This window comes from Archangium violaceum (assembly GCF_016887565.1).
Classification (GTDB): Bacteria; Myxococcota; Myxococcia; order Myxococcales; family Myxococcaceae; genus Archangium; species Archangium violaceum_B.
Genome location: NZ_CP069396.1, coordinates 2693358 through 2716929, shown reverse-complemented (window position 1 = coordinate 2716929; position 23572 = coordinate 2693358). Strand labels below are relative to the sequence as shown.

Sequence of the window (23572 nt, the reverse complement as noted above, 5' to 3'; positions counted from 1 at the left end):
CGTGCCCCCGCCCGGGTGACGCGCTTCAGCGGACGACCACCGCGATGCAGTCGATCTCCACCCGCGCTCCCAGCGGGAGCCCCGCCACCTGCACGGTGGTCCGCGCCGGTGGCTTGCCGGGGAAGTAGCGCCCGTAGACCTCGTTCATCGCGGCGAAGTCGGCCATGTCGACGAGGAAGACGCCACACCGGACGACGTGGGAGAAGTCCAGCCCACCGGAGGCGAGCACCGCGCGGAGGTTCTCCAGCACCCGCTCGGTCTGCGCCTTCACGTCTCCCTGGATCAGCTCGCCCGTGGAGGGCTCGATGGGCGTCTGGCCGGAGAGGTAGACGGTCCGGGTGGTATCCACCACGACGGCCTGCGAGTAGGGACCAACGGCCTTCGGTGCTCTGTCTGAGTGCAGCGTCGTGCGCTCCACGGTGAACCTCCAGTTCACGGGGTTTTCGGCGGGCCCGCCCTCAGTGGCAGCTCCACCGTGAAGGTGGAGCCCCGGGAGGGCCAGCTCTCCACGCGGATGCTACCCCCCATGGCCTCGATGATCTGCCTGGAGATGAAGAGCCCCAGCCCCAACCCGCCGTAGTGCCGCTCCGACACCGCTCGCCCGAAACGGGAGAACAGGCGGGGCAGGTCGTCGGGGGCGATGCCGATGCCCTGGTCCTGGATCATCACCAGGGCGAACGCCCCCTCCACCTCCACGCGCACGTGGATGGGCTTGCCCGCCCCGTACTTGGCCGCGTTGGAGAGCAGGTTGACGATCACCTGATCCAACCGGAGGGGGTCCCAGTACCCGCGCACCGGCGGCGTGGCGGGGAAGTCCACGGTGCACTCCGCCACGGCGAACACCTCCGAGAAGCGATCCATCACCTCACGGATGAGCTGGGTGAGCTCCATGTCGATGGGCTCGAGCGTCAACCGGCCGGCCCCGATGCGGCTCACGTCCAGCAGACTGCCCACGAGCGAGGAGAGCCGCTCCACCTGCCGGATGGCCGCCGAGAGCCTCGGGCCCACCGCCGCCCGGGTCTCCGGCCCCAGGAACCGGTCGATGAGCGCGTGCTGCAGCTTGAGCGAGGTGAGCGGCGTCTTCAGCTCGTGACTCGCGATGGAGAGGAACTCGTCCCGCAGACCCACGGCATGCTGGGCCTCGCGGAAGAGGCGGATGTTCTCGAGGGCCATGCCCACCCGTTGGGCCAGCTCATCCGCGAGCACGAGATCCTGCTCGTCATACCTCCGCTGGGGCGCGGCGGCCGCCAGGAGCATCAAGCCCACCACCTGCCCCCGGGCCTTCATCGGCACGCACATCATCGAGCAGGCATCCAACGTGTTCATCACGTCCAGGTGCTCGGGGCTGACGGCATAGCGCTGCCGGACCTCCGGGGTGAAGTCGCGCACGAGGCTCGACCTGCCGGTACGCACCACCTCCAACAGGGGGGTCGGCTCCCGGGCCCCGGTCCCCAACTTCGAGGAGGCCCGGATGAAGACCTCCTTGGAGGCGTCCCTGTGCGCACCGGCCACACGCGACAGGCCGCCGTCCTCCTGCACCACGATCATGATGCAGTAGGTGGAGAGGGTGGAGACGGTGAGCCGGGCCACCCGCTGGAGCATCTCCTCGGGCCTGTCCAGGCGCTCCGCCAGCAGGCGGCTGGCCTCCGAGAGGAAGCGCGCGCTGGCCTCGGTCCGCTTGCGCTGGGTGATCTCCAGCACCGTGCCGACGAAGCGGACGGCCTGGCCCTTGTCGTCGAACCAGGCACGCCCCTTGGCCGCGAGCCACCGCTCGACACCGTCCTGGAGTCCGACGGTGCGGTACTCGATGTCATAGTGCCCGCCACTCTCCGGCCGCAGGGCCGCCTGGATGGCCTGCTCCGTGCGCTCCCTGTCCTCGGGGTGGAGGCCCGAGAGGAACACGCCATAGTCCGCCGACGCGTCCGGCGGCAGCCCGAAGAGGGCCCGGGTGCGGGAGTCCCACAGCAGCCCGAGGGAGACCGGGTTGAAATCCCAGGTGCCGATGGCGGCCGAGTCCATCGCCATCCGCAGGCGCTCCTCGCTCACCCGGAGCGCCGCCTCCGTCTCCTTGCGCCCGGTGATGTCGAAGAAGGACGCCACCATCCCCCGGGGAGTCCTTCCATCGGGACCGGAGAGCGGAAGCGCGTTGATGGACAACCAGACCCGGGAGCCATCCGGACGGTAGATCCCCATCACCTTGTCGAGCTGGGGAGTCCCCGTGCGCTGGGCGAGCATGACCGGGTGCTCTTCTCCCGGATACGGACTGCCGTCCTCCTTCACGGCCTGCCAGCGCGGGTCGAAGGAGGTGCGGCCGTGCAGTTGATCCTGCGTGAGACCGAGCAGCCGGCAGGCCGCCGCGTTGGAGAAGCCGATAGCGCCCGAGGCATCGTGGAAGACGATGCCCTCGGACAGGGCGGCCACGACGCCCCGCAGGCGCAGCTCGCTCTCGCGCAGGGCCTCACGCGCGTGCTTCTGCTCGGTGATGTCGAGCACGAAGGTGATGCCCTCGGACCGGGAGCCCTCGAAGAAGGCGCCCACCAGGAGCACCAGCACCCGCCTGCCGTCCTTGCACACGAGCTCCCGCTCGGAAGGCACCTGGGAGGAGAACAGCTCCTCCGGGCCACGCTCGTGGGCTCCCACGTCATCCGGAGGAGTGATCGCCAGCCAGTCGAGGCCCCCGCTCTTCAAGTCCTCACGGCGATACCCCAACATCTCGAGCAGCCGGCCATTGGCATCCAGGATGCGCCCCGTCCGCTCCCAGACGAGGATGCCGATGAGGTTCGAGTCGAACAGCCGCCTCAGCCCGGCCTCGCTCACCAGGCGTGCCTCTTCCACGAGAATCCGCTCGGTGATGTCCTCGACGTACACACACAGGCCCACCACCTCCACGCCATCGTGGACGGGATGGCAGCTCACCCGGGAGAAGCGGTGCTGGCCGGGCTGCTCCCGCGTCCCCCACTCCAGCTCGACATTCGTGAGGGGCTGACCCGTCACGAGCACCCGCCGGGCACGCTCGATCAGGTCCCGCGAGGCCTCGCCCGGCGGAAGCACGTCGGCGAGGAGCTTGCCCGAATGCGCTTCGGGAAGGGGAAGGCCCTTCATCTCGGCCAGGGCCCGATTGAGGCGAAGGATCCGGAGCTCCTGGTCCACGAAGGCGATGCCCAGGGGCGCGTTCCACAGCACCTCCAGCTGGGCCGTCGCCTCGTCCAACCGCGAGGTTGGTTCTCGCGGAGCGATACTGATTCCCTTGCTCCTCATCTCCATGAGCACCCCCCCGGGTGATTTGAGCTCCGGCCCTGGCCGGACATTACCTGTATTCCGGAAATATCAGAATCCGCACGAAGTCCGGAATACTTGAGCGGAACCCCTCGGACGGGCATTCCTTTCCCGACCCTGGGAGTACCCGCAGGGCCCCTCACCAGGCAATCCTATGAGACTCAGGGCGGGCCCACGAGGCAGCGCAGGCGTTTCCACCACGAGGGCGCGCGAGCGGCATCCCGGAGGAGCGCCCCCCACTCGTGGAGCACCAGGATGAACGGGTTGTACGAGCGCGGAGCCCCCGGCACGCCATAGTCGGGAGGCTCCCGCTCGGGGACATAGGTGCCGAAGAGCCGGTCCCAGAGGATGAGCACCCCGCCGAAGTTCCTGTCCAGGTACCGCGGATTGCGCGCGTGATGGACGCGGTGGTTCGACGGCGTGCTCAACAGGTGCTCGAGGGGACCGAGCCGTCCCACATGCCCGGTATGGGAGAAGAACTGCCAGACCATGCTGAGCCCCTGCTGGGTGACGATCATCAGCGGAGAGAACCCCAGCAGCGCCAGCGGCACCCAGAACACCCAGAGGAAGGCGCCATGCAGCCAGGGCGTGCGCACGCCGATGCTGAGATTGAAGCGCTCCGAGGAGTGGTGCACCTGGTGCGAGGCCCACAGGATGCGGAGCCCGTGCTCGGCCCGGTGGGAGGCGTAGTAGCAGAGGTCCTCGAGGAAGAAGAGCAGCACCCAGGCCCAGACGGCGTCCGGAGGCATGCGCAGCGGCGTGTGCGCGTAGACGAGGGCATTGGCGGCCAGGGCCAGCGGGCTCCAGGCGAGGTTCGCCACGGCGTTGCCCATGCCGATGCCCAGGTTGGCCAGCAGGTCTCGTGCGTCGTAGTGGCCGTCACGCGTGAGCGCGCTCACGAGGGCCTCGAGCACCATCATCGCGAGCAGGACGGGGATCGCCCAGACGAGCGGACCCTTCATGCCGCTGTCCGACGAGGAGAGCCCATGCCAGAGACCGAGGAGCTGCTCGAGCATCGGGACGTCCTCCCGCGACACCGTGACCCGGCCCGGAGCATACCGGCCGCGTTCAGTACATGACGACTCCTTCCACTCCCCTGGGGGTTCGCTCGTGGCCTGAAGCGTTCCCGACCGAGGGACTGGCATCCTCGGACCTGCCCCCCCTTCCCCCCCGGTCGAAGGAGTCATGACATGAGCGTACGTACGTTGTTGCTGGTCCTCTCCACCACCACGATGTCCCTGCTCGCCGGCTGCGCCACCACCCAGACGGCGCCCCGCGAGGACGCCACCGCGTCCAGCACCTCCATGGAACAGGGCACACAGGGCGAGAGCCAGAAGGGGTGTGGCTGCGCGCACCACGCCAAGGCCCAGGAGGGCTCCGCTCAGGCGGAGGCCAAGGGCTGTGGCTGTCCGCATTGCGCCCAGGCAGCAGCCCAGGGCGGCTCGGGCGAGGCAGCCGCGTGTGGCTGCTCGCACCATGACAAGGGCACCGGCGACCAGGGCTGACGCGAAGGCATCTCACACGCATCGGCATGGGCGACGCGGCCCATGTCGGTGCGGTGGGTCTCCGTCCGGGGTACCTGGCGGCGGCCCCCGAAGGGAGCGCGAGCGTGGTCCACACCGAACACGACGCCCTGGAGCTCATCCGGCAGAGGCTGGTCGTCACCGAGGTTCCCGCCCTCGGGGTGACGTCGCTCGTCGAGGCCGTGGCCGGAGGCCCGGTGCACGGGAGTTGGAGGAACCACGCCAAGGGCCGGCTGATGTACCGGCTCGGCCGCATGCTGAGGGCCTCGGACGAGGTGCTCGCCGTGCGGCTCGTGGAAGGAAAGGTGGCCTTCGTGGACGCCTCGCTGTGGCCCGTGGTGTACCGCGTGGCCATGGAGCCGTCGCGGCGCCGCCGCTCGCTGGAGGGGCTCGCCCCCCAGGCGCGCACCCTGCTGTCGGCGGTGGAGCGGGACCGGGTGGTCCGCCTGGACAAGGACAGCGAGTGGACGAAGGCCCGCGAGGCCCTGGAGGAGCGGCTGCTCGTGCACCTCTCCGAGGCCCAGGCGGAGAGTGGCCGTCACGTCACCGTGCTCCGCTCCTGGCGGGACTGGGTCTCCCCCACCGTGAAGGAAGCCGCGGAGACCCTCTCCTACGACGAGGCGCTCGCGCGGCTCCGCGCGGCCTGCGGCGGAGCGCCCGCCGGGCTCGGCCCCTGGGTGCCCTGAGATTCGGACTCCGGCCGCTTGCGCCAGAAATCGAACGGTCGTAATAATCCCTCGTGGGCAAGCGAGAACAGACGCACCAGCGCATCCTGGACGCCGCCGTGCGGGTGGCCAGCCGGGAGGGGTTGGAGGCGCTCACCATTGGCAAGCTGGCCGAGGAGACCCAGATGTCCAAGGGGGGCCTCTTCGCCCACTTCGGTTCCAAGGAGAGCCTGCAGCTCGAGGTCCTGGACTTCACGTCGGAAGCCTTCAACGACAGGGTCGTCCAACCGGCGCTTCGGATGGAGCCCGGACTGCCGCGCCTGCGCACGCTGTTCGAGCGCTGGCTGGCGTGGCTGAGCCGCCCCGAGGTTCCCGGCGGCTGTATCCTGCTCTCCGCCTCCTCCGAGGTGGATGACTGCCCCGGGCCCGTGCGCGACAGCGTGGTGGCGCAGATGCGCAGCCTGCTGCTGCTGATCGTCAAGCTCGCGCGCCAGGCCCAGGAGCAGCGGCAGCTGCGCGCCGGGCTCGATGTGCACCGGCTGGCCTTCTCCGTCCAGGGGCTGCTGCTCAGCTACCACCACTCGCACCGGCTGCTTCAGAACCCCAGGGCCCAGGAGCACGCCCTCGCCGCGTTCGAGGACCTGCTGGCCCAGGCCATGAACTGACTTCTTCACTCCACGACGCGCCCACGAGGAGCACGCATGCCCGAAAATCATACGACCGTTCGATTCCAGGAGAGAACCATGAAGCGCAGGCGAGTGGTGGTGACGGGGCTCGGGCTCATCACGCCGTGTGGCACCGGGGTGGAAGCGAGCTGGAGGAATCTCATCGAGGGCCGGAGTGGAGTCCGCCCCATCACGCTGTTCGATGCGAGCGCGCTGGAGACGCGCTTCGCGGGCGAGGTGCCGGACTTCAAGCCGGAGGACTTCATCGACCGGCGGGAGCTGCGGAGGATGGACCGCTTCGAGCACCTGGCGGTGGCCGCGTCCGACATGGCCCTGGCCGACTCGGGCTTCCGCGTGACGGCGGACAACGCCGAGCGCGTGGCGGCGATCGTCGGGAGTGGAATCGGCGGAATCTCCTCGCTGGAGGAGACGTACCGGAAGGTCCTCGAGAAGGGCCCGGATCGGGTGAGCCCGTTCTTCATCCTCCAGATGATCGTGAATCTCTCGGCGGGCTACATCACGATGCGCCACGGCATCAAGGGCCCCAGCTGGGCCACCAACTCGGCCTGCTCCACCAGCGCCCACGCCATTGGCGAGGCGATGCGGGGCATCGAGCGGGGCGACTTCGACGTGGCGGTGACGGGCGGGTCCGAGGCGCCCGTCTGCATCCTGGCCGTGTCGGGCTTCAACGCGATGAAGGCGCTCTCCACCCGCAACGACGCCCCGGAGAAGGCCAGCCGGCCCTTCGACGTGGACCGGGATGGCTTCGTCATCGCGGAGGGAGCGGCGATGCTGGTGCTCGAGGAGCGGGAGCACGCCCTGGCACGGGGAGCGCGCATCCACGCCGAGCTCGCGGGCTACGGCGCCAGCAGTGACGCCTACCACGTCACCTCTCCGGCGCCCGGTCACGAGGGCGCGCGGCGCTCCATGCGGCTCGCGCTGAAGGACGCGGCCATGAGCCCCGCGGAGGTGGGGTATCTCAATGCCCACGGAACTTCCACGGACATCGGGGATGCCCTGGAGGCGGAAGCCATCGAGGCGGTGTTCGGCGAGCATCTCCCCTCGCTGGCGGTGTCCTCCACCAAGTCGATGACCGGCCACATGAATGGGGCGGCCGGCGCGGCGGAGGCGGCGATCAGCATCCTGGCGCTGACCCGGGGTTTCCTGCCCCCCACCATCAACCTGGAGCGTCAGGATCCGCGCATCCGGCTGGACTGCGTTCCCAACAAGGCGCGGGAGCGCCGGGTGGACGCGGTGATGAGCAACTCCTTCGGCTTCGGAGGGACGAACGTGTCGCTCCTGTTCCGCCGGCACGTCTGAGCCGGGGAGTCGCCCCGAGGCTCAGTACATGTCGGGCATGCAGGGCGGCGGTCCGGAGAAGAGCGCCGTGGCGGTGCGCAGGGAGGTCTCGTCCGCCTCGAGCACCCCGGCGAGCTGGAGGGCGGCGGGCGAGAGGAAGCCGCTGTAGAGGGACGCGAGCGTGCGCACGTGCAGCTTCATGTCCCCATCCCCTCCGGGGCGCACCTCGGCCTCGCCGTTCTCCACCTCCAGCACGAAGCGGCCCCGGTTCTCCGGGAAGAGGTCGTCGTCCACCTCCAGGTGCAGCGCGCCCGAGAGCCCCACCGGGTAGCCGCGCGCCAGGAGGGCCGCGGGCACGTCCAGCACGCGCAGCATCCAGTAGAAGAGGTGCTTCACCTGGTACGTCTGCTCGCGCAGCAGGAAGAGGATGGGATCCACCGGCCCGCCGCGCCACACCGCCTCCATGGCCAGCGAGCGGTGGTCGCCGATGAAGCTCAGCAGCCGTCGGCACGCGGCCGGGGTGAGCGCCACCAGGTCCGTGAGGTTGAGCTCCTGCTTCAGGTTGCGCGGATCCGCCCGGCGCGTGAGGTAGAGGTAGCCCTCCACCCCGGCCTTGCCCTCCACGAGGTAGCCGTAGGCGGTCTCCCCCTTGGGGTGGGTGACGCGGTTCCAGGTATACGGGGTCCGGTCGATCCACCCCTGCTGCCGCTGGGCATGGCGGCGGTAGACCTCGTGGAGGGCCGGCATGTCGGACGCCCGCACCGGCCGCAGCGAGAGGGTGCGCTCCTGGAAGTCGAGCCCCGAGACCTGCACGCGAATCTCGAAGCGCGAGCCGGCCTGCTCGAAGCCCACGCGCCGGTAGAGCGGCTGGGTGGCGGGATAGAGGCTGACGAGGGGCACGCCCTGGGCGCGCAATTCCCGCAGACCCGTCTGCATCAGGCGGGTGGCCGTGCCCTGGCCCCGGCTGGCGGGAGCTACCCCCACCCCGCCGATCCCCACCATGGGCACCGATCGCCCACCGAACCATTGCCCCATGGGAATGAAGACGAGCGTGGCGACCGTCGACCCCCCCTCGCGCATGACCTTCAACTGGCCCTGCCCGTCCTGGACCCTCTGGAGCCAGGGACCCATCTCGTCCGGACTCATGCCAAACGCCTGAGCGACGATGTCACACGCGGTGGCGAGCTCCTGCTCTCCCCGCGGCGGTCCGAAGTGCGGTGCGGTCGTATCCACGCTGTCCTCCCAGGCGTCACAGCCTAGGACAGAAAGGCCCTGCCCGCCCTACTGCCAGGCGAGCCAGATGGCTGGACAGCCCGTTTTCAATGGTTACAGGGAGGGCGTCCGCGCCCGCCGAGGCGCCCGGAGGAAAAATGTCCGTCGATACTCAACGGGAGACCCACAAGTTCCAGGCGGAGATCAACCAGCTCCTCAACCTGGTCATCAACTCCCTCTACAGCCACAAGGAGATCTTCCTGCGTGAGCTCGTGTCGAACGCGTCGGACGCGCTCGACAAGCTGCGATTCCGCTCGGTCACCGAGCCCGAGCTGCTCGAAGGAGCCTCCGCACTGGAGATCCACCTCATCCCCGACGCGGAGAAGGGCACGCTGACCATCGAGGACACCGGCATCGGCATGACGCACGACGAGCTGGTGAAGAACCTGGGCACCATCGCCCACTCCGGCTCCCGCGAGTTCCTGGAGATGGTGTCGCAGCGGGGCCAGAAGGACGTCAACCTGATCGGCCAGTTCGGCGTGGGCTTCTACAGCTCCTATCTGGTGGCGGACCAGGTGTCGGTGGTGAGCCGGGCGGCGGGCAAGGACACGCAGGCGTGGCGGTGGACGTCGGATGCCAAGGGCAGCTTCACCGTGGAACCCGCCGAGCGCGCCACGCGCGGCACCTCCATCGTCCTGCACCTCAAGGAGGACCAGAAGGAGTTCCTCGACGAGTGGCGCCTGCGCTCGTTGGTGACGCAGTACTCGGACTACGTGAACCACCCCATCAAGCTCCAGGTGAAGAAGACCACGGGCGAGGGGGACGCGAAGAAGACCGAGACGCAGCTCGAGGTGGTCAACAAGGCCAGCGCCCTGTGGCAGCGCTCGAAGAGTGAGATCACCGACGAGCAGTACCAGGAGTTCTACAAGCACCTGACGCACGACTGGGAGCCGCCCCTGGCGTGGACGCACTTCCGGACCGAGGGCAACCAGGTCTTCACCGGACTGCTCTTCCTGCCGAAGCAGCCGCCGTTCGACCTGAACAGCCCGCAGCAGCGCGGGGTGCGGCTGTTCGTCAAGCGCGTGCTCATCATGGACCGCTGCGAGGAGATGCTGCCGCAGTGGCTGCGCTTCGTGCGCGGCGTGGTGGACTCGGACGACCTGCCGCTGAACGTGTCGCGCGAGCTGCTGCAGGACTCGGCGGTGGTGCAGGCCATCCGCAAGCACGTGACGAAGAAGACGTTGGACATGCTGGAGAAGCTGGCCAAGGACAAGCCGGAGGACTACCGCACGTTCTGGCAGGGCTTCGGCCCGGTGCTCAAGGAGGGCCTGGCGGTCGACACCGAGCACCGCGAGAAGCTGGGCGCGCTGCTGCGCTACGAGAGCTCGCGTGAGGAGGGCCTCACCTCCCTGGCGGACTACGTGTCGCGGATGAAGGAGGGCCAGAAGGCCATCTATTACGTCTTCGGCGAGTCGCGGAAGGCGGTGGTGGACTCGCCGCACCTCGAGGCGCTGAAGAAGCGCGGGTACGAGGTGCTGTACATGACGGACCCGGTGGACGAGTGGGCGTCGCAGGGGCTGCGCGAGTTCCAGGGCAAGCCGCTGGTGTCGGCGATGCACGCGGATCTCAAGCTCGAGGAGACGGAAGAGGAGAAGCGCGAGAAGGAGCAGCGCGCCAAGGGGCTGGGGCCGCTGGCGGACCGGATGAAGGAGGTGCTCAAGGAGCACGTGCGCGAGGTGCGGGTGTCGGATCGCCTCACGGATTCGCCGTGCTGCCTGGTGGTGCCGGAGGGCGGCTCGCACGCGTTCGTGGAGCGGCTGCTGCGCGAGCGCGGCCGGAGCGTGCCTCGGGTCAAGCGCATCCTGGAGGTGAACCCGGCGCACCCCATCATCGAGCACCTGCGCGCGCTCAACGAGAAGGAGGCGGGCTCGCCCCAGGTGACGGAGTGGGTGGAGATGCTCTACGACCAGGCGCTGCTCACCGAGGGCAGCAGCGTGGAGGATCCGAACCGCTTCGCGCGGCGCATGACGGCGCTGATGACGCAGGTGGCGCAGACGCCGGGCAGGGGCACCCCCGCGGGCGCCGTGGCTTCGGGGCCCGAGACGCCGGCCTCGGACGCGGTGGCCTCCAGCCCCGAGGCTCCGGTGACGCGCAACTGAGGGGACTCAACGGACGCCGCGGCGACGGGCCTCGGCGTCCATCACCCGCTTCTCGACCTTCACGCGGGCGAAGTTGGAGAAGATGCCTCCTGGCGGCTTGCCCGTCAGCACCTGCATCTGCTTGCGAAGCTCCTCCAGCGTCTTCTCCGCCTCGACCCGCCGCGTCATGAGCTCGGCGTTCGAGGCGAAGCGGATGGAGAGCATCGCGTCCACCTCGACCCGGCCATCCAGCTCGCTCTCCAACAGCTTGAGCGAGATGGCGCGCGGCGAGGGGTCTCCCAGCGCACTGGCCACCGTGGCGCGGATTTCCTGTGCCACCGTGCTCAGGGCGTTGACGTCCGCGGCGGCCTCCAGCCGCTCCATGCCCGAGGCCAGGTCTCCGAACAGGGGCGACGTCGCCTTGCGCCCCGGCGGGGCCAGCAGCTGCGTGACGTAGGCATCCATCCCGTCCCCACCGGCCTGCTCCACCGCCAGGCGCAGCAGGGGGAGCCAGTCCTTCTTGAGCTGCCCCCGCACGGCCGCCACGGGGGCCTTGAGCTGCGCGGCCTTCTGGAGCGCCTCGTCCAGGCCCGCCAGGAGCGCCTCGGACGGCAGCAGCCCTCGCGGCGGCGCGGAGCGGTCATGGAAGAGGCTCTTGCGGACCTCGGGGGCCACGCCCGTGAAGGCCGGCCGCCCCGGACTGGTGGCCTCCCCGGAGAGCGCCGGCACGCCGGGGTTGGTTCGCCCTCCCGTGAAGGCCGGCCGTCCCGGGCTGGTCTTCACCTCGGAGGCCTCGAACCCGTCTCCGCCCGACCAGGAGGGACGTCCAACGACGGTGCTCTCGCTCTCGCGCGACGGGGCGCGCGGCAGGGCGAGCTTGCGCGGCTGCATCTGCGTGGGGGCCTCGTCATCATCCCCCAGCGGCACATCCCTGGTTGGAACCTTCGGCTTGGACGGCGGAGGCGGCATGGGGCACCCTGGAGGGGCCATGTTGCTACGGTCCGGCCCGGCAAGGAAAGCGCGCCGGAGTAGGATGGATGACGGATGCCTCAACTCGACGAGGAGGCGCTCGTCCATCAGTTCTCCGGACTCGACCGGCGCGCGCTCGGAGCCTTCTATACACCCGCGCCCCTGGTGGAGCGCACGCTGGCGCTCGCCCTCGCCCATGCCGGCGACGGACCGCTCGCGGTGGTGGACCCCGCCTGTGGTGCCGGGGCCTTCCTCGCCGCCGCCGCACTCGCACGCCCCGAGGCCCACCTCGCCGGTCTGGAGCTCTCCCCCGAGGTGGCCCGCGCCTGTCAGGCTCGCGTCCCTGGCGCGGACGTCCGCGTGGGAGATGCGCTGCGCGGCGGGCTCGAGCCCCTGCTCGCGAGCCTTCCCCCCTCGCACCGGGAGGTCTGGGTCGGAAATCCGCCCTACAACGGCACCTCCGCGCTCCTGAAGGACCGCGACGCCTACGCCCGCCTCCGCGCCCTGCTGCCCCTCGCGCTCCCTCCGGGCACCAGCCTGCGCGACGACTTCGCCTTCTTCCTCCTGCTCGCCGCGCACCGGCTCTCCTCGCGCCCGGGCGTGCTCGCCTTCATCACCCCCACCAGCCTCCTCGACGCCTTCCTCTATGCGCCCCTGCGAGACACGCTGCTTCGCACGCTGTCTCTTCGCGAGGTGGTGGACCTCGGGCCGGGCGCCTTCGCGGGCACGCAGGTGCGCACCTGCATCACCGTGTGGACGTCGCCGCTGGATGCACGGGCTCGGGCCGTTTACTCCAGGTACCCTCACCCCGACCCTCTCCCGGAGGGAGAGGGGATGGTGGGGGTTCCCTTTACTCCCGAGGCCCCCGAGTGGCGTCTGGCTCCCACTCCCCCAGAGGCCGCCGAGCTCGATGCCCGCTGGCGCTCCGAGGGCGAGCCCCTCACCTCGCTCGTCCCCGTGAGTCTGACCGGTGTGAAGACCCGCTTCGATGAGCTGCTCGTGGATGAGGATCCCCGACGGCTTCTCGCTCGCCTCGAGGACTTCGCGCGCACCCCCCTGGAGGCACTCGGGGAGTTCGCCCGCGCGCAGGGGATTCCCGCGGCCCTGCTGCCCAAGCTGCGGGCCTTGAAGGAAGGTCCCCCCTTCGCGGTGGATTCGGCCTGTGTTCGTCCCTTCTTCCGTTATGCCGGAGCGCGTCACCGCGGCACCCTCCCCTCCGAGGCTCGCGCCTTCTGTTATCTGGACCGGCGCCTCATCCCCCGCGGCGACCACCGGCTGCGCGGCCCGTGGGATCCACATCGCGGCGCGGTGAAGCTCCTCTTCAACGTGCGCGAGCTGCCCCTGTCCGCCGCCCTCCTGGAGGAGGAAGGTTGCGTGCACGACCACCGGCACGCCCGCTTCGCGCCCCTGCTCGTGCCCCAGCGCGTACGCGACGAGGGACTCGACATCACCCGCGTCCTCCACTCCGAGGAGTCCCTGGGCCCGCTCGTGCCCAACCTCTCTCCACGAGGGCTGGCCTGGGCCGAGGGGCTCGGTGGCCCGCTCGCCGCCTTCCGGGCAATCGTGCGCTTCCTCAATGGCCCCGATGTGCAGCGGCGGTGGGCCCCCGTGTACGGCGCCTCTCGGGTGGTGCCCGTCCCCCTGACTGCTCTCCAGCCTTGAGGAACACGCACGGCGCATTAGTGTCCACCTTCACTCTCGGCCCGGAAGTCCGGAACCGGGAATTCCCGCGGAGAAGGAGATACCCCGTATGAAGACTCGCGCGCTGCTGACCGCTGCCGTCCTCTGCCTCGCAGGCCCGGCGTTCGCCCAGGGCAAGGCCCCCGCCGCCAAGGAGAAGGCCGCCACCAAGAAGGAGGAGAAGGCCGCCGAGAAGACCGAGAACAAGCCAGCCGCCGGTGGCGCCACCGCCCGCGCCGACGTGAAGGACCAGAAGGGCCAGTCCCTGGGCGAGGTGACGCTCACCGAGACGCCCCACGGCGTGCTGGTGAAGGGCACGCTCTCCAACGTTCCGGCCGGTGAGCACGCCATCCACATCCACGAGACGGGCAAGTGCGAGGCCCCCTTCAAAACCGCGGGTGGCCACCTCAACCCGGCCAAGAAGAAGCACGGCATCCTCGCCGCCGAGGGCAAGCACGAGGGCGATCTGCCCAACCTGCACGTGCCCGCCGACGGCAAGATCCAGTTCGACTTCTTCGCGCACGGCCTGAAGCTCAAGGACGTGGAGGACCAGGACGGCGCGGCCGTCGTCGTCCACGCGGGTGTGGACGACTACCAGAGCGATCCGGCCGGCAACGCCGGTGACCGCATCGCCTGCGGCATCGTGACGAAGTAGCGGCAATCCCGCCGCGACGGGAGGGTCGGGAAGGCCCTCCCGGCGTTCACCGCCGCGGAGCGGGTGGGCGCACCTCGAAGACGTAGGCCAGCGGGACGCCCTGGCGGCGCACCACGTGGAGGAGCCGCCCCGGCGTCCGCTTGTGCCAGTCCCAGCGCTCGGTGGCGAGGATGAGGTGCGGCTCGCGTCCGTACGCCCCCACGAAGCGCCCCCCGGAGGCGCGCTCGAGGAAATAGGAGGAGAGGAAGTCGGCGGAGCGGTTGGCCACGACGATGGGCTCGTCCGTGTCCGGGTGGTACTCGCGCAGGAGCCACTCGGCGGCCTCGCGGTAGCTGGCGCCCCAGTAATCCGTCTCGAAGCGTCCGGCCGCGCCCCGCAGGCCCCCCGCCAGCAGCCGGTTGAAGTACACCGACTGGTAGGGGTGCAGGCTCACCATCTCCCCCACCACCCAGGCCATTCCGGCCGCGCACGCCACCGCGACTCCCACCCGCACCGCGCGAGCCCCCACCACGTCCCACAGCGAGGACACGCCCCACGCCGCCAGCACCGCCAGCGGCGGCAGGACGAAGAGGAAATGGCGCATGCCGTCATAGACGGTGGAGCGCGCCACGATGACGGCTCCGATGGGGAAGAGGATGGCGAAGAGCAGCAGTCCCGCCTTCATCCACCCCTGCCCCGCCCACCGCCACCCGGCGCGCCAGCGGGCGACCCAGGCCCCCACTCCCGCGAGCAGGCCCAGGTAGAAGAACTCGGGAAGGCTGATGCCGATGGACACCGGCAGGTACGTCCAGGGCAGGCGCCGCCCACGCACGTCCCGGCCGAGGAAGCGCAGGGGCTCGTCCCACTCGAACGCCGCCGCCTCGCGGATGGCATTGAGCGGGTTCTTGAACGGGCGCACCAGACCGTAGGGCCAGAAGAACACCATCACCCCCCAGGCCACGGCCAGCACCAGGAGCAGTCCCAACCCCAGCCGGCCCACGTCGCGCAGGAGCTCGCGGCTGCGGGAGTCCGCGCGCCAGTGGTGGACGAGCAGTCCTCCGACCCAGGCGAGCCCCACGTAGCCGAAGTGGAAGATGGCGCCCGCGCGCACCGCGAGCACCAGCCCCAGGGCCCCGCCCGTGAGCAGCACCTGGCGCCAGGGCACGCGCGGCAGGAGCTCCATCCCGCGCACCACGGCCGCGAGGGTCCACACGGACAGGGTGGCGAGGGGCAGATCCTTGGGGTTGTTGAAGGCGTGTCCCCAATAGAGGGGGTGCAGCACGAGGAAGAGCGCGGAGAGGAAGCCGACGCGCGGGCCACCGCACCTGCGCCCCAGCTGCCACGCGCCCCCGAGCCCGAGGAGCGCGAACACGCCGTTGACCAGGTGGCGGCCCTCGTAGACACCTGCGGGGAAGCGCTCCCCCACCCACTGGGCGAGCGCCTCGAAGAAGCCCCCGTAGAGGTAGAGGTTGGCGAAATCGACCGCGGAACGGTCCCGCCCCAGCGTGCGGTACCAGGCGAGCACCCGCTCCGCGTACTGCCGCTGCATGTCCTCGTCCCAGGTGAGCCCGTAGTCGAGGAAGGTGGCCAGCGCCACCACCGTGGCCACCCCCATCAGCACGCCGAAGGCGAGGTGCCACGGTTGGGCACGCACCGCCTCCGGCGGGGCGGCATCCGACACGACGGGGGGTGGGACATCCATGATCGCGGCGTCATAACACGCCCCTGGCTGCCCCTGGCCCGCCACCATGCCCTCCAGGCGAGCACGTCTCGCGCCCCTCCCTCTCAGTCCGGCATCGGCCCCACATAGCGCGACGCGGGGCGGATGAGCCGCCCGGTGGTCCGCTGCTCGGAGACGTGCCCGAGCCACCCGGCGACGCGGCCACAGGCGAAGGCGGGCGAGAACATCGTCCGGTCCAGCCCCACCGCGTCGAGCAGCACGGCCGTGTAGAACTCCACGTTGGCGCGCAGCGGGCGGTCGGGGTAGCGCTGACGGAGAAGGTCCTCGGCCGCGCGCTCCACGGCACGAGCCAGGGCGAGCCGCTCGGTCCGCAGGCCCCCGCGCTCGAGCCGCTCGATGGCACGCTCCAGCACCGCCGCGCGAGGGTCGCGCACGCGGTAGATGCGGTGGCCCATGCCCATGATGCGGTGGCCGGCCCGCAGCTCCTCCTCGAGCCACGACGTGGCCCGCTCCGGCCGGGCGATGGCATCGAGCATGTCCAGCACCGGCCCGGGCGCTCCACCATGCAGGGGCCCCTTCAACGCGCCAATGGCGCCCACCACCGCCGACACCGAGTCGGAACCGGTCGAGGCGATCACCCGCGCGGTGAACGTGGAGGCATTCAGCCCGTGGTCGGAGACGGTGACCAGATAGGCATCGAGCCCGGCGGCCCTGTCGGGCTGGGACTCGCCCGTCACCATGCGCAGCAGATCGGCCGCGTGGGACAGCGTCGGGTCCGGCCGCACGGGAGCCAGCCCGCGTCCGCGCCTCGCCCAGGCTCCCGCGAACACCGCGAGGGCCCCCGTCAGCAGCAGGTGCGTCCCCAGCTCGCCATCGGAGCGCGCCGACACGTGTGCCGCCGCGGCCCGCAGTGCGTCCATGCCGTCCTCCGCCGAGAGCGCGTCTCCCAGCCCCTCGAGCAGGCCGAAGGCACGCACCCGCGCCTCGCCCAGTGCCGCCTGGAGCGAGCCCGGGAGCGGCTCCTTCGCATGAGGCGCCCAGAGCCTCGCGCACACCTCCTCGAAGGAGATGACTCCGGCGAGCGACTCCACGTCGCTCCCGGCGATCACCAACCGTCCCCGCTCTCCATCCACTTCACTCAACCGGGTCTCGGCCACCACCACCCCCTCGAGACCCGCCTGTACCGGCGCCTGCGTCGTGTTCACGTTCATGCTCGTGTCCCTCCGACACAGGCTGTAATGACGCGTCCACGAGCTCGAAACTCGATTCGACATTCGACATTCGACATTCGACATGTCGCTCGGGAATTCCTGTCAGACCGGCCGCGAAAATAAAGATTGCCCCAAAAGCCCGAATCCACCGATCCTCGGCTCCCCTGCGGACGAGGGAGGGCAAGACCGCATGCGAGGGTTGTCTGGACTCCTCATTCTGATGGCGCTGGCTGGCTGCACCTCGGTGAACGTGGTCCGGGTGCCGCCCATGAGCGATACGCGCGAGGTCTTCGTCACCACGTCGGACCTGAAGGTTCCCTACCAGAGCGTCGGGCTGGTGCAGACCACGCGGCGGGGCGTGCTGCTCTTCGGCTTCGCGGACCTGGCGTCGGCGGACCTGGAGGGGGGCATGTATGAGTCACTCATCCCCGAGGTGCGGCGCATGGGAGGCGACGGCATCATGAACGTGCGCTTCCATCAGACGCAGTACCCGCTGCCCACCCGCATCCTCTTCGCCCTGCTCTTCTTCATCCCGCTGCCGAGCGAGGTCTCCATCAGTGGCGAGGTGGTGAAGCTCGCCCCGGGTGCCGTGCCGGCCTCGGCCACGACCGTGTCTCGTTGAACCCGTTCCGCGCCTTGGAGAACCCGGTGAGACTCCCGCTCCTCCTTCCCTTGCTGCTGTGCGTTGGATGCAGTGCCGTGTCGCGCGGCACGAAGCTCTCGGACCGTCCGCCCGATGGCGGTCGCGGCCTGTACCTCAGCACCGGCGGCTCGCCCCGGCCCTACCGCACCCTCGGCTTCGCCCAGGTGATGGGCTACGGCGTCACCGTGGCGGGCATCTCGGACCTGGGAGATGCCGCCCTCGACAGCACCATCAAGAAGGCGCTGGTGGATGCGGCCCTGAGGATGGGCGGCGACGGTGTCATCAACATCGAGTTCGAGGACGAGAACCCGCCCACCGACGTGGAGCGCGCCTCCGACCTGTCCGAGTCCTTCACCAACGCGGCGCGTGGCCGAGGTGGAGTGAAGACCCGCAACCGCAACATCACCGTCACCGGCGAAATCATCCACTTCCTTCCCACCCAACCGTGAGGCCTCCTTCGATGCGTTCCCTCCTCGCGCTCGCGCTCGTGGCGCTCACCGGCTGCACCGTCGTCAACACCACCTCCGTCCCGTCCGACCGGAGCGGCGGGGAAGTCTTCGTGACGGCGGGCGACATCCCCGAGCCCTATGAGTCGCTCGGCATGGTCCAGGCCACGCGCTCGGGCGTGCTGCTCTTCGGCTTCGTGGACGTGGTGGGCACGGACCTCGACGCCGGCTTCAAGGACGTGCTCATTCCCCAGGTGCGGGAGATGGGCGGCGATGGCGCCATCAACGTCCGCTTCCGCCAGACGCAGTACCTGCCGGTGACGAAGGTGTTCGGCGCCATCTTCTTCTTCATCCCGCTGCCCAGCAGCGTGACGGTGACGGCCGAGGTGGTGAAGCTCCAGCGCCGCGCCGAGCGCTGAAGCGGGGCGTACCCCGCCCTACCCTTTCGCGCGGTTGGTCCTCTTTGCTATTGCAAGCCGACCGCGGGCAATGCCGCCCGCGATGTCGAAGGAATGTTCATGCTCGCAAGGCATCTGTTCGCAGGACTGATGATGTTGGTGGTGTCTGGGCTTGTCGGGTGCCAGCCCGATACGCAGGAGGGCACCGAGACCGGTAGCGCCACCTCCGAGTTGATCTCCTGTGGGGAGCTGTCGGCGAGCACCTGCACCAGGACCGCGGGCTGTGAGTACCTGAAGGGCTGCTGCGGCGGCATGTGCGTGGACCAGTACCAGACCTGTCCCATCGCGTGTCCGCCTCCGCCGGGCGAGCAGAGCGCCCTGCCCGAGGCCACCTGCGACGGGCTGTCGTCCAGCATCTGCGGCAAGACCGCGGGCTGCGAGTACCTGTCGGGCTGCTGCGGCGGCACGTGCGTGGAGCAGGGGCAGACCTGCCCCATCGTGTGCCCGCCTCCGGAGAGCTAGCCAGAAGCCCGCGCCGTCCGGCGTGAGGTCCCTCCGCGCCGTTTTCTCATTCGCGCGGAACCTGGGAGCAGGACCTGCGCCCAGGGTCTCTGGAACAGGGTCAGAGGGATGTGGGAAAGAAGCGGAACGAGGAAGTCAGTTGTTGTATCTGCCCCGCTACGTCTCATGACCCAACCAGTCGCAAGCTCCATCCGCATCGGAACCATCCTTCGAGACACCTACGAGCTCGTCTCGGAGCTGGGTCGGGGAGGCATGGGCACGGTCTTCCTGGCCCAACACCTCCGGCTGCCCGGCAAGCAGGTGGCGGTGAAGGTCCTCCACGCACAGGAGGAGACGAGCCCGGAGGTGTACGCGCGCTTCCGCCGTGAGGCGGAGATCACCTCCCGGCTCGGCCACCCGAACATCGTCGCGGTGTTCGACTTCCACAGCCTGGAGGACGGCACGCCGTACCTGGTGATGGAGCACCTGCGCGGCGAGAGCCTCTCGAAGCGGCTGCGCCAGGGCGCCATCCCCCTCCAGGAGGCGCTCCTCATCGCGCGGCAGATCGGCTCGGCCCTGCACACCGCCCACCAGGCGGGCGTGGTGCACCGGGACCTGAAGCCGGGCAACGTGTACCTCGTCCCCACCGAGTCCGGGGGCGTGGTGGGCCAGCAGGTGAAGCTGCTCGACTTCGGCATCTCGAAGCTCGCCAGCGCCCAGACGGTCCACACGAAGGAGGACGTGCTGCTGGGCACGCCGCGGTACATGTCGCCCGAGCAGGCGATGGGAAAGAACCGCGAGGTGGATGCCCGCTCGGACCTGTTCGCCCTCGGGTGCATCGTCTACGAGATGCTGACCGGCCGGCCGCCGTTCAACGGCGACTCCGTGGCGGGCCTCATCTACAACATCGTGTATCAGCCCCCGGACGCGCTGGGACTGCTCTGTCCGGACGTCCCCCCGTCGGTGATCGCGGCGGTGGACCGGGCGCTCTCGAAGGACCCGAAGGACCGCTTCCCGGATGTGGCGTCGTTCATCGCCGAGCTGACGGGAACCCCGCTCCAGAGCCTTCCCCCGTCCCAGCCGCAGCCGACGGCGCGTCCCGAGGCGACCCCCAGGGCACCGGGTTCCCCGTCCTCGTTCCCGACGCGCCGGGCGGACGAACCCGCGAATACGGTGCCGGGACGCCGTCCCACGACCCAACCCCAGGCGGAGGTTCCAGGGAACACGGTGCCGCTGGGTCCCACGGTGCAGCCGAAGTCGAAGGTCCCGCTGATCGCGGGTGGGGTGGCGGTGCTGCTCGTGGCGGTCGCGGCCGCCGGATGGTGGCTGCGCCCCCAGACTCCGCCCGCCCCGGCCGTCAGCACGCCGGAGAGCACGGCGAAGGCGGAGCCGCCCCCGAAGCCGGCCACCCCTCCCCCGGCCGTCGTCACGGCTCCGGCCGAGACCCCTCCCACCGGGTCCGAGCCGAGCGAGTCCGCGCCATCCGAGCAGGTCGCCGCCACCACCACCGCCGAGACCCGTCCCACCCCGCGAACCACCGCGCGCCAGGGCCCTCCCGAGGTGATGCCCGAGGAGGTGCGGAAGGATCTGACGGATGCGGAGCAGGCACTGAAGGACGGCAATGCCGCGGAGGCGATCCGGCTCGCCCGCCGCAGCCAACGGATGAAGATCACCGGGGCGTCCTTCTCGGTGCTCACCCGGGCCCACTGCCACCAGAGCGACCTCGCCAATGCCCGCGCGCAGTGGGCGAAGGTCCCCTCGGCGGAGCGCACCCGGGTACGTCAGTACTGCAAGCAATATGAGATCAATCTTTGAACCCACGTCCTTCACGGGGGGACATGTGAACGTGAGAATCATCCTGGCAGCGGTCATCGCGATGGGACTGGTCGGCTGCGCCACGACCCGAGCCCCAGCCCCTATCGGAGCGGGCAAGGTCTTCTCGGGCCCGCAGGGCGAGGAAGTCTCCGTCATCCCACTCCTGCCCGTGCAGGAACACAAGGCGCTCGTCTACGTCCAGGGCACGGGCGGTGAGTTCGACGGAAAGGCGCTCCTGCACGAGCACAGCGCCCAAGGCAACAAGGAGGACTACACCACGACGCTTCGGGGCAAGGACTACACGACGCTGATCGTGCGCTCCCGGTACGGAAAACAGAGTCACCTGCTCTTCGTGCCCGGGCACAGGGACAGCATCACCGTCTCCTATGACGAGCCGCGCACCCAGGCGCTGAAGGCCAGCGACATCTATTCGGTGTACGAGAAGCAGAAGGCGGATGGCACGCTCGCCAGGCTCGCGGCGTTCGACCGCCCGGGCACGATGGCCAGGCACGACCAGTCGCTGGCCGAGACGCTGAAGTCGATGAACAAGACCTGCGGCACCTCGGTGACCGCGTCGATCGTCTGGGACACCATCTCGGATGACCTGCTGAAGACCTACAGCGTCGCTTCCTTCTGCCAGAACCCGCTCACCGCACTGGAGAAGCTGTGCGACACGAACGTGGGCAAGCGGATCATCCGCGAGAAGGTGCGGCAGGTGCGCTGCCAGTTCGGCGACGCCATGACGCTGTCCGTCGACGCGGGACAGGTGACCTGGACGACGCAGCAGGACGCCGGGAACCAGGAAGACTTCGCCATCCAGTACTTCGAAAAGAACCTTTAGGACGGAGCGCGTCATGCCTGCTCGTCACATCTTCGCCGCCGCCGTGGTCCTCCTCTCGTCGAACGCCTCGTGGGCCATCGAGCCCCCGTGGGGCAAGGCCCAGAACCTGGGAGAGAAGCGGCTCCTGGAGAAGACCACGCTCTGCACCGATGGGAAGGGCCACTACTTCGCCCTGTCACCCAACAAGGATGGCCCGGACCATCTCTTCTACGGGGACGGCCGCACGTTCGTGCAGGTGCCCGTCGAGAAGTACATGAGCAACACCTTCCTGGAGCCGCGCTTCGTCGACGCGAACAGCAACCCCAACTTCCGCGGCGCGGACATGCGCGTGTACTCGAAGGTCATCGTGGAAAAGGAGAAGGGGGACTGCGCGGTCCGATGCGGCGAGCGGACCATCCCCTTCACCTTCGTCGAGTCCGAGAAGGCCGGAGAGCTGCTCCTGGCCGCTGCGTTCGAGGCGAACCCTCAGAAGTTCGTGCCCTACGCGCTGCTGCGCGACAGCAAGGGCATCTACTACCTGGTCGAGCGGGGCTTCCATCCCGAGGACCAGAAGCGCTTCCGGGTGTCCATCGGGCCCAAGGGCAATCTCAAGCTCCAGGAGATGGTCAACCTCGTCTCCGACTCGGAGGGGCAGATCTTCTCCACGAAGAAGGGAGACCTCCGGCTCGTGGTGGACCAGCAGAAGCCCTCGATGTGGATCCAGAACAAGAAGCGGCTCGAGCTGCGCGTGGTTCCCGTCTCCGACAACCTGCCGCTCATCTACAACGAGCTGGGGCCCTACACCGGCGTCCGGCTGGGCACGCCCTGCGACGATCAGTGAGGACTGGCGGCTCCTGTCACCGCGCGTGCGCCACGAGCAGCCAGGCAGGAGCCCACCAGTAGGGGTACAACAGCTGCCGGTCCACACGCGCGAAGCCCGCCTCTCGTAGCTGGGCCTCCCAGCCGTTCACGGGTTGCTCGAAGGTGGTACGTGTGGCGCCGCGGTCCACGTACCCGAAGAACACCGGCATCAGGAAGCCCTGCGTCACCGTCTCGAAGTCGGAGCCGGAGTATTCGGACAATCCCTCGCGGTAGCGGCCGAACACATGCCGGATGACGTCCGGCTTCAGCGGCTCGTCCATGAGGGGCGCGTCGAACTCGGCCACCAGCAGTGTGTCGCAGTGGGCACGCAGCCAGCCCAACGGCCCGAGCCGCTCGGCCGGTGGAATGGAATGAAGGCTGAAGGTGGCCTGCGCCACGGCCCAGCGCCGCGTCTCCCCTCCGGGACTGGCGATGAGCTCCTGCAAGCGCCCGGAGAAGGGCTCATGGCTCACACCGCGCGCGACGAGCTCCGCCGAGGTGCGTTCGAGCAGCGGCGCCGCCGGCTCCACCAGGGTCACCCTCCGCACCGCTGGCGTCAGTGCGGGTAGCAGCGCCAGTCCATCACCGACGCCGATGTCGAGGAGCTCGAACGGCTCGCCCGGGTAATGCCGGGCCAACGCCCGGCTCGTCTCCCGGTAGAGGGCGACGTTGCCGCCACCGCGAATGAAGGCGCCAAAGCCTTCCGCCGAGACGTAGACGTTGCGCTTGCCCTCCCGGGCCACCCGCGCGAGGTAGGCCGCGGCCGCGGGGAAGAGCGGGTCCGCCGGAGCGGCCTGTGCGGCGCGGGCGGCGAAGGTGGCGGCCTCGGCGTGGCGCTCATCCGCGAAGGCGAGCATCGCCAGATAGAGGAGCCCCTCCGGCGAAGGCCCGGCAACGCTGGCGGCCGCCTCGAGGCCCCCGGCGCGGTAGTGGCTCCAGAGTGTGTCCAGCATATGTGTGTGCGCTCCCATTTCAGTCTCGACCAGCAAGAACAGGATCGACCAGAACCCGCCGACGTTGTACCGAGGGGCGCGGTTCTCCGCACGCCTCACGCCTGCCTGCCCGCCGAAACACCTCCATGCCACTGCCCGTACTCCGCTCGGTCGTCCTTCTTGAATCGCCTGACGGCGTGCGT

The 23572-nt window shown here is 69.5% G+C and carries 22 protein-coding genes; 14 read left to right on the top strand and 8 right to left on the bottom strand.

What is annotated here, in order from left to right; genetic code table 11:
• Positions 1-25: 25 nt before the first annotated feature.
• The 3 genes from JRI60_RS11265 to JRI60_RS11255 form a co-directional block, all read right to left on the bottom strand.
• Positions 26-418: a RidA family protein gene (locus JRI60_RS11265; RefSeq protein WP_204225847.1), complete on the bottom strand. Its 393-nt coding sequence runs from the start codon at positions 416-418 to the stop codon at positions 26-28.
• Positions 419-432: 14 nt separating this feature from the next.
• A complete protein-coding gene (locus JRI60_RS11260) occupies positions 433-3210 on the bottom strand; it encodes a PAS domain-containing sensor histidine kinase (protein WP_204225846.1) in 2778 nt (925 codons plus the stop codon).
• Between the two features lie 227 nt (positions 3211-3437).
• Complete coding sequence (locus tag JRI60_RS11255) at positions 3438-4292, bottom strand: sterol desaturase family protein (RefSeq protein WP_204225845.1); 855 nt, start codon at positions 4290-4292, stop codon at positions 3438-3440.
• Between the two features lie 174 nt (positions 4293-4466).
• Here JRI60_RS11255 and JRI60_RS11250 point away from each other — a divergent pair, with 174 nt between their 5' ends.
• From JRI60_RS11250 to fabF, 4 genes are all read left to right on the top strand, one after another.
• Positions 4467-4781: a hypothetical protein gene (locus tag JRI60_RS11250; RefSeq protein ID WP_204225844.1), complete on the top strand. Its 315-nt coding sequence runs from the start codon at positions 4467-4469 to the stop codon at positions 4779-4781.
• Between the two features lie 104 nt (positions 4782-4885).
• Positions 4886-5485, top strand: a complete 600-nt coding sequence (locus JRI60_RS11245; protein ID WP_204225843.1) for an RNA methyltransferase — start codon at positions 4886-4888, stop codon at positions 5483-5485.
• A 53-nt stretch (positions 5486-5538) separates the two neighbouring features.
• Positions 5539-6129, top strand: a complete 591-nt coding sequence (locus tag JRI60_RS11240; RefSeq protein WP_204225842.1) for a TetR/AcrR family transcriptional regulator — start codon at positions 5539-5541, stop codon at positions 6127-6129.
• A gap of 78 nt (positions 6130-6207) precedes the next feature.
• Positions 6208-7449, top strand: coding sequence for a beta-ketoacyl-ACP synthase II (fabF, locus tag JRI60_RS11235; protein ID WP_204225841.1), 1242 nt, complete (start codon positions 6208-6210; stop codon positions 7447-7449).
• A gap of 21 nt (positions 7450-7470) precedes the next feature.
• On the opposite strand, the gene JRI60_RS11230 is transcribed toward fabF, so the two are convergent.
• Positions 7471-8661 carry a GNAT family N-acetyltransferase gene (locus JRI60_RS11230; protein ID WP_204225840.1) on the bottom strand — a complete coding sequence of 397 codons (1191 nt, stop codon included), beginning with the start codon at positions 8659-8661 and terminating at the stop codon, positions 7471-7473.
• Positions 8662-8798: 137 nt separating this feature from the next.
• Here JRI60_RS11230 and htpG point away from each other — a divergent pair, with 137 nt between their 5' ends.
• A complete protein-coding gene (gene htpG / locus JRI60_RS11225; RefSeq protein WP_204225839.1) occupies positions 8799-10799 on the top strand; it encodes a molecular chaperone HtpG in 2001 nt (666 codons plus the stop codon).
• Between the two features lie 6 nt (positions 10800-10805).
• On the opposite strand, the gene JRI60_RS11220 is transcribed toward htpG, so the two are convergent.
• The gene (locus JRI60_RS11220) at positions 10806-11747 is read right to left on the bottom strand and encodes a hypothetical protein (RefSeq protein WP_204225838.1); all 942 of its coding nucleotides are present in this window, start codon (positions 11745-11747) and stop codon (positions 10806-10808) included.
• 75 nt (positions 11748-11822) lie between these two features.
• On the opposite strand from JRI60_RS11220, the gene JRI60_RS11215 reads away from it, so the two are divergent.
• Positions 11823-13409: an N-6 DNA methylase gene (locus tag JRI60_RS11215; RefSeq protein ID WP_204225837.1), complete on the top strand. Its 1587-nt coding sequence runs from the start codon at positions 11823-11825 to the stop codon at positions 13407-13409.
• A gap of 88 nt (positions 13410-13497) precedes the next feature.
• Entirely contained in the window at positions 13498-14082 is a 585-nt protein-coding gene (locus JRI60_RS11210; RefSeq protein WP_204225836.1) for a superoxide dismutase family protein, read from the top strand.
• 46 nt (positions 14083-14128) lie between these two features.
• On the opposite strand, the gene JRI60_RS11205 is transcribed toward JRI60_RS11210, so the two are convergent.
• Positions 14129-15763 (bottom strand): glycosyltransferase family 39 protein, encoded by a 1635-nt coding sequence (locus JRI60_RS11205; RefSeq protein WP_204225835.1) that lies wholly within the window; start codon positions 15761-15763, stop codon positions 14129-14131.
• Positions 15764-15846: 83 nt separating this feature from the next.
• Positions 15847-16953: a citrate synthase gene (locus JRI60_RS11200; RefSeq protein ID WP_239470461.1), complete on the bottom strand. Its 1107-nt coding sequence runs from the start codon at positions 16951-16953 to the stop codon at positions 15847-15849.
• Positions 16954-17143: 190 nt separating this feature from the next.
• Here JRI60_RS11200 and JRI60_RS11195 point away from each other — a divergent pair, with 190 nt between their 5' ends.
• From JRI60_RS11195 to JRI60_RS11165, 7 genes are all read left to right on the top strand, one after another.
• On the top strand, positions 17144-17575 hold the full coding sequence (locus JRI60_RS11195; RefSeq protein WP_204225834.1) for a hypothetical protein: 432 nt from the start codon (positions 17144-17146) through the stop codon (positions 17573-17575).
• 26 nt (positions 17576-17601) lie between these two features.
• On the top strand, positions 17602-18045 hold the full coding sequence (locus tag JRI60_RS11190; RefSeq protein ID WP_204225833.1) for a hypothetical protein: 444 nt from the start codon (positions 17602-17604) through the stop codon (positions 18043-18045).
• 11 nt (positions 18046-18056) lie between these two features.
• Positions 18057-18461: a hypothetical protein gene (locus tag JRI60_RS11185; RefSeq protein ID WP_204225832.1), complete on the top strand. Its 405-nt coding sequence runs from the start codon at positions 18057-18059 to the stop codon at positions 18459-18461.
• Between the two features lie 99 nt (positions 18462-18560).
• Positions 18561-18962 carry a hypothetical protein gene (locus tag JRI60_RS11180; RefSeq protein ID WP_204225831.1) on the top strand — a complete coding sequence of 134 codons (402 nt, stop codon included), beginning with the start codon at positions 18561-18563 and terminating at the stop codon, positions 18960-18962.
• Between the two features lie 165 nt (positions 18963-19127).
• Positions 19128-20756: a serine/threonine-protein kinase gene (locus JRI60_RS11175; RefSeq protein WP_204225830.1), complete on the top strand. Its 1629-nt coding sequence runs from the start codon at positions 19128-19130 to the stop codon at positions 20754-20756.
• Between the two features lie 31 nt (positions 20757-20787).
• On the top strand, positions 20788-21597 hold the full coding sequence (locus JRI60_RS11170) for a hypothetical protein (RefSeq protein ID WP_204225829.1): 810 nt from the start codon (positions 20788-20790) through the stop codon (positions 21595-21597).
• 13 nt (positions 21598-21610) lie between these two features.
• On the top strand, positions 21611-22417 hold the full coding sequence (locus JRI60_RS11165; protein ID WP_204225828.1) for a hypothetical protein: 807 nt from the start codon (positions 21611-21613) through the stop codon (positions 22415-22417).
• 16 nt (positions 22418-22433) lie between these two features.
• Here the strand turns inward: JRI60_RS11165 and JRI60_RS11160 are convergent, their stop codons facing one another.
• Entirely contained in the window at positions 22434-23390 is a 957-nt protein-coding gene (locus JRI60_RS11160) for a class I SAM-dependent methyltransferase (protein WP_204225827.1), read from the bottom strand.
• Positions 23391-23572: the final 182 nt, after the last annotated feature.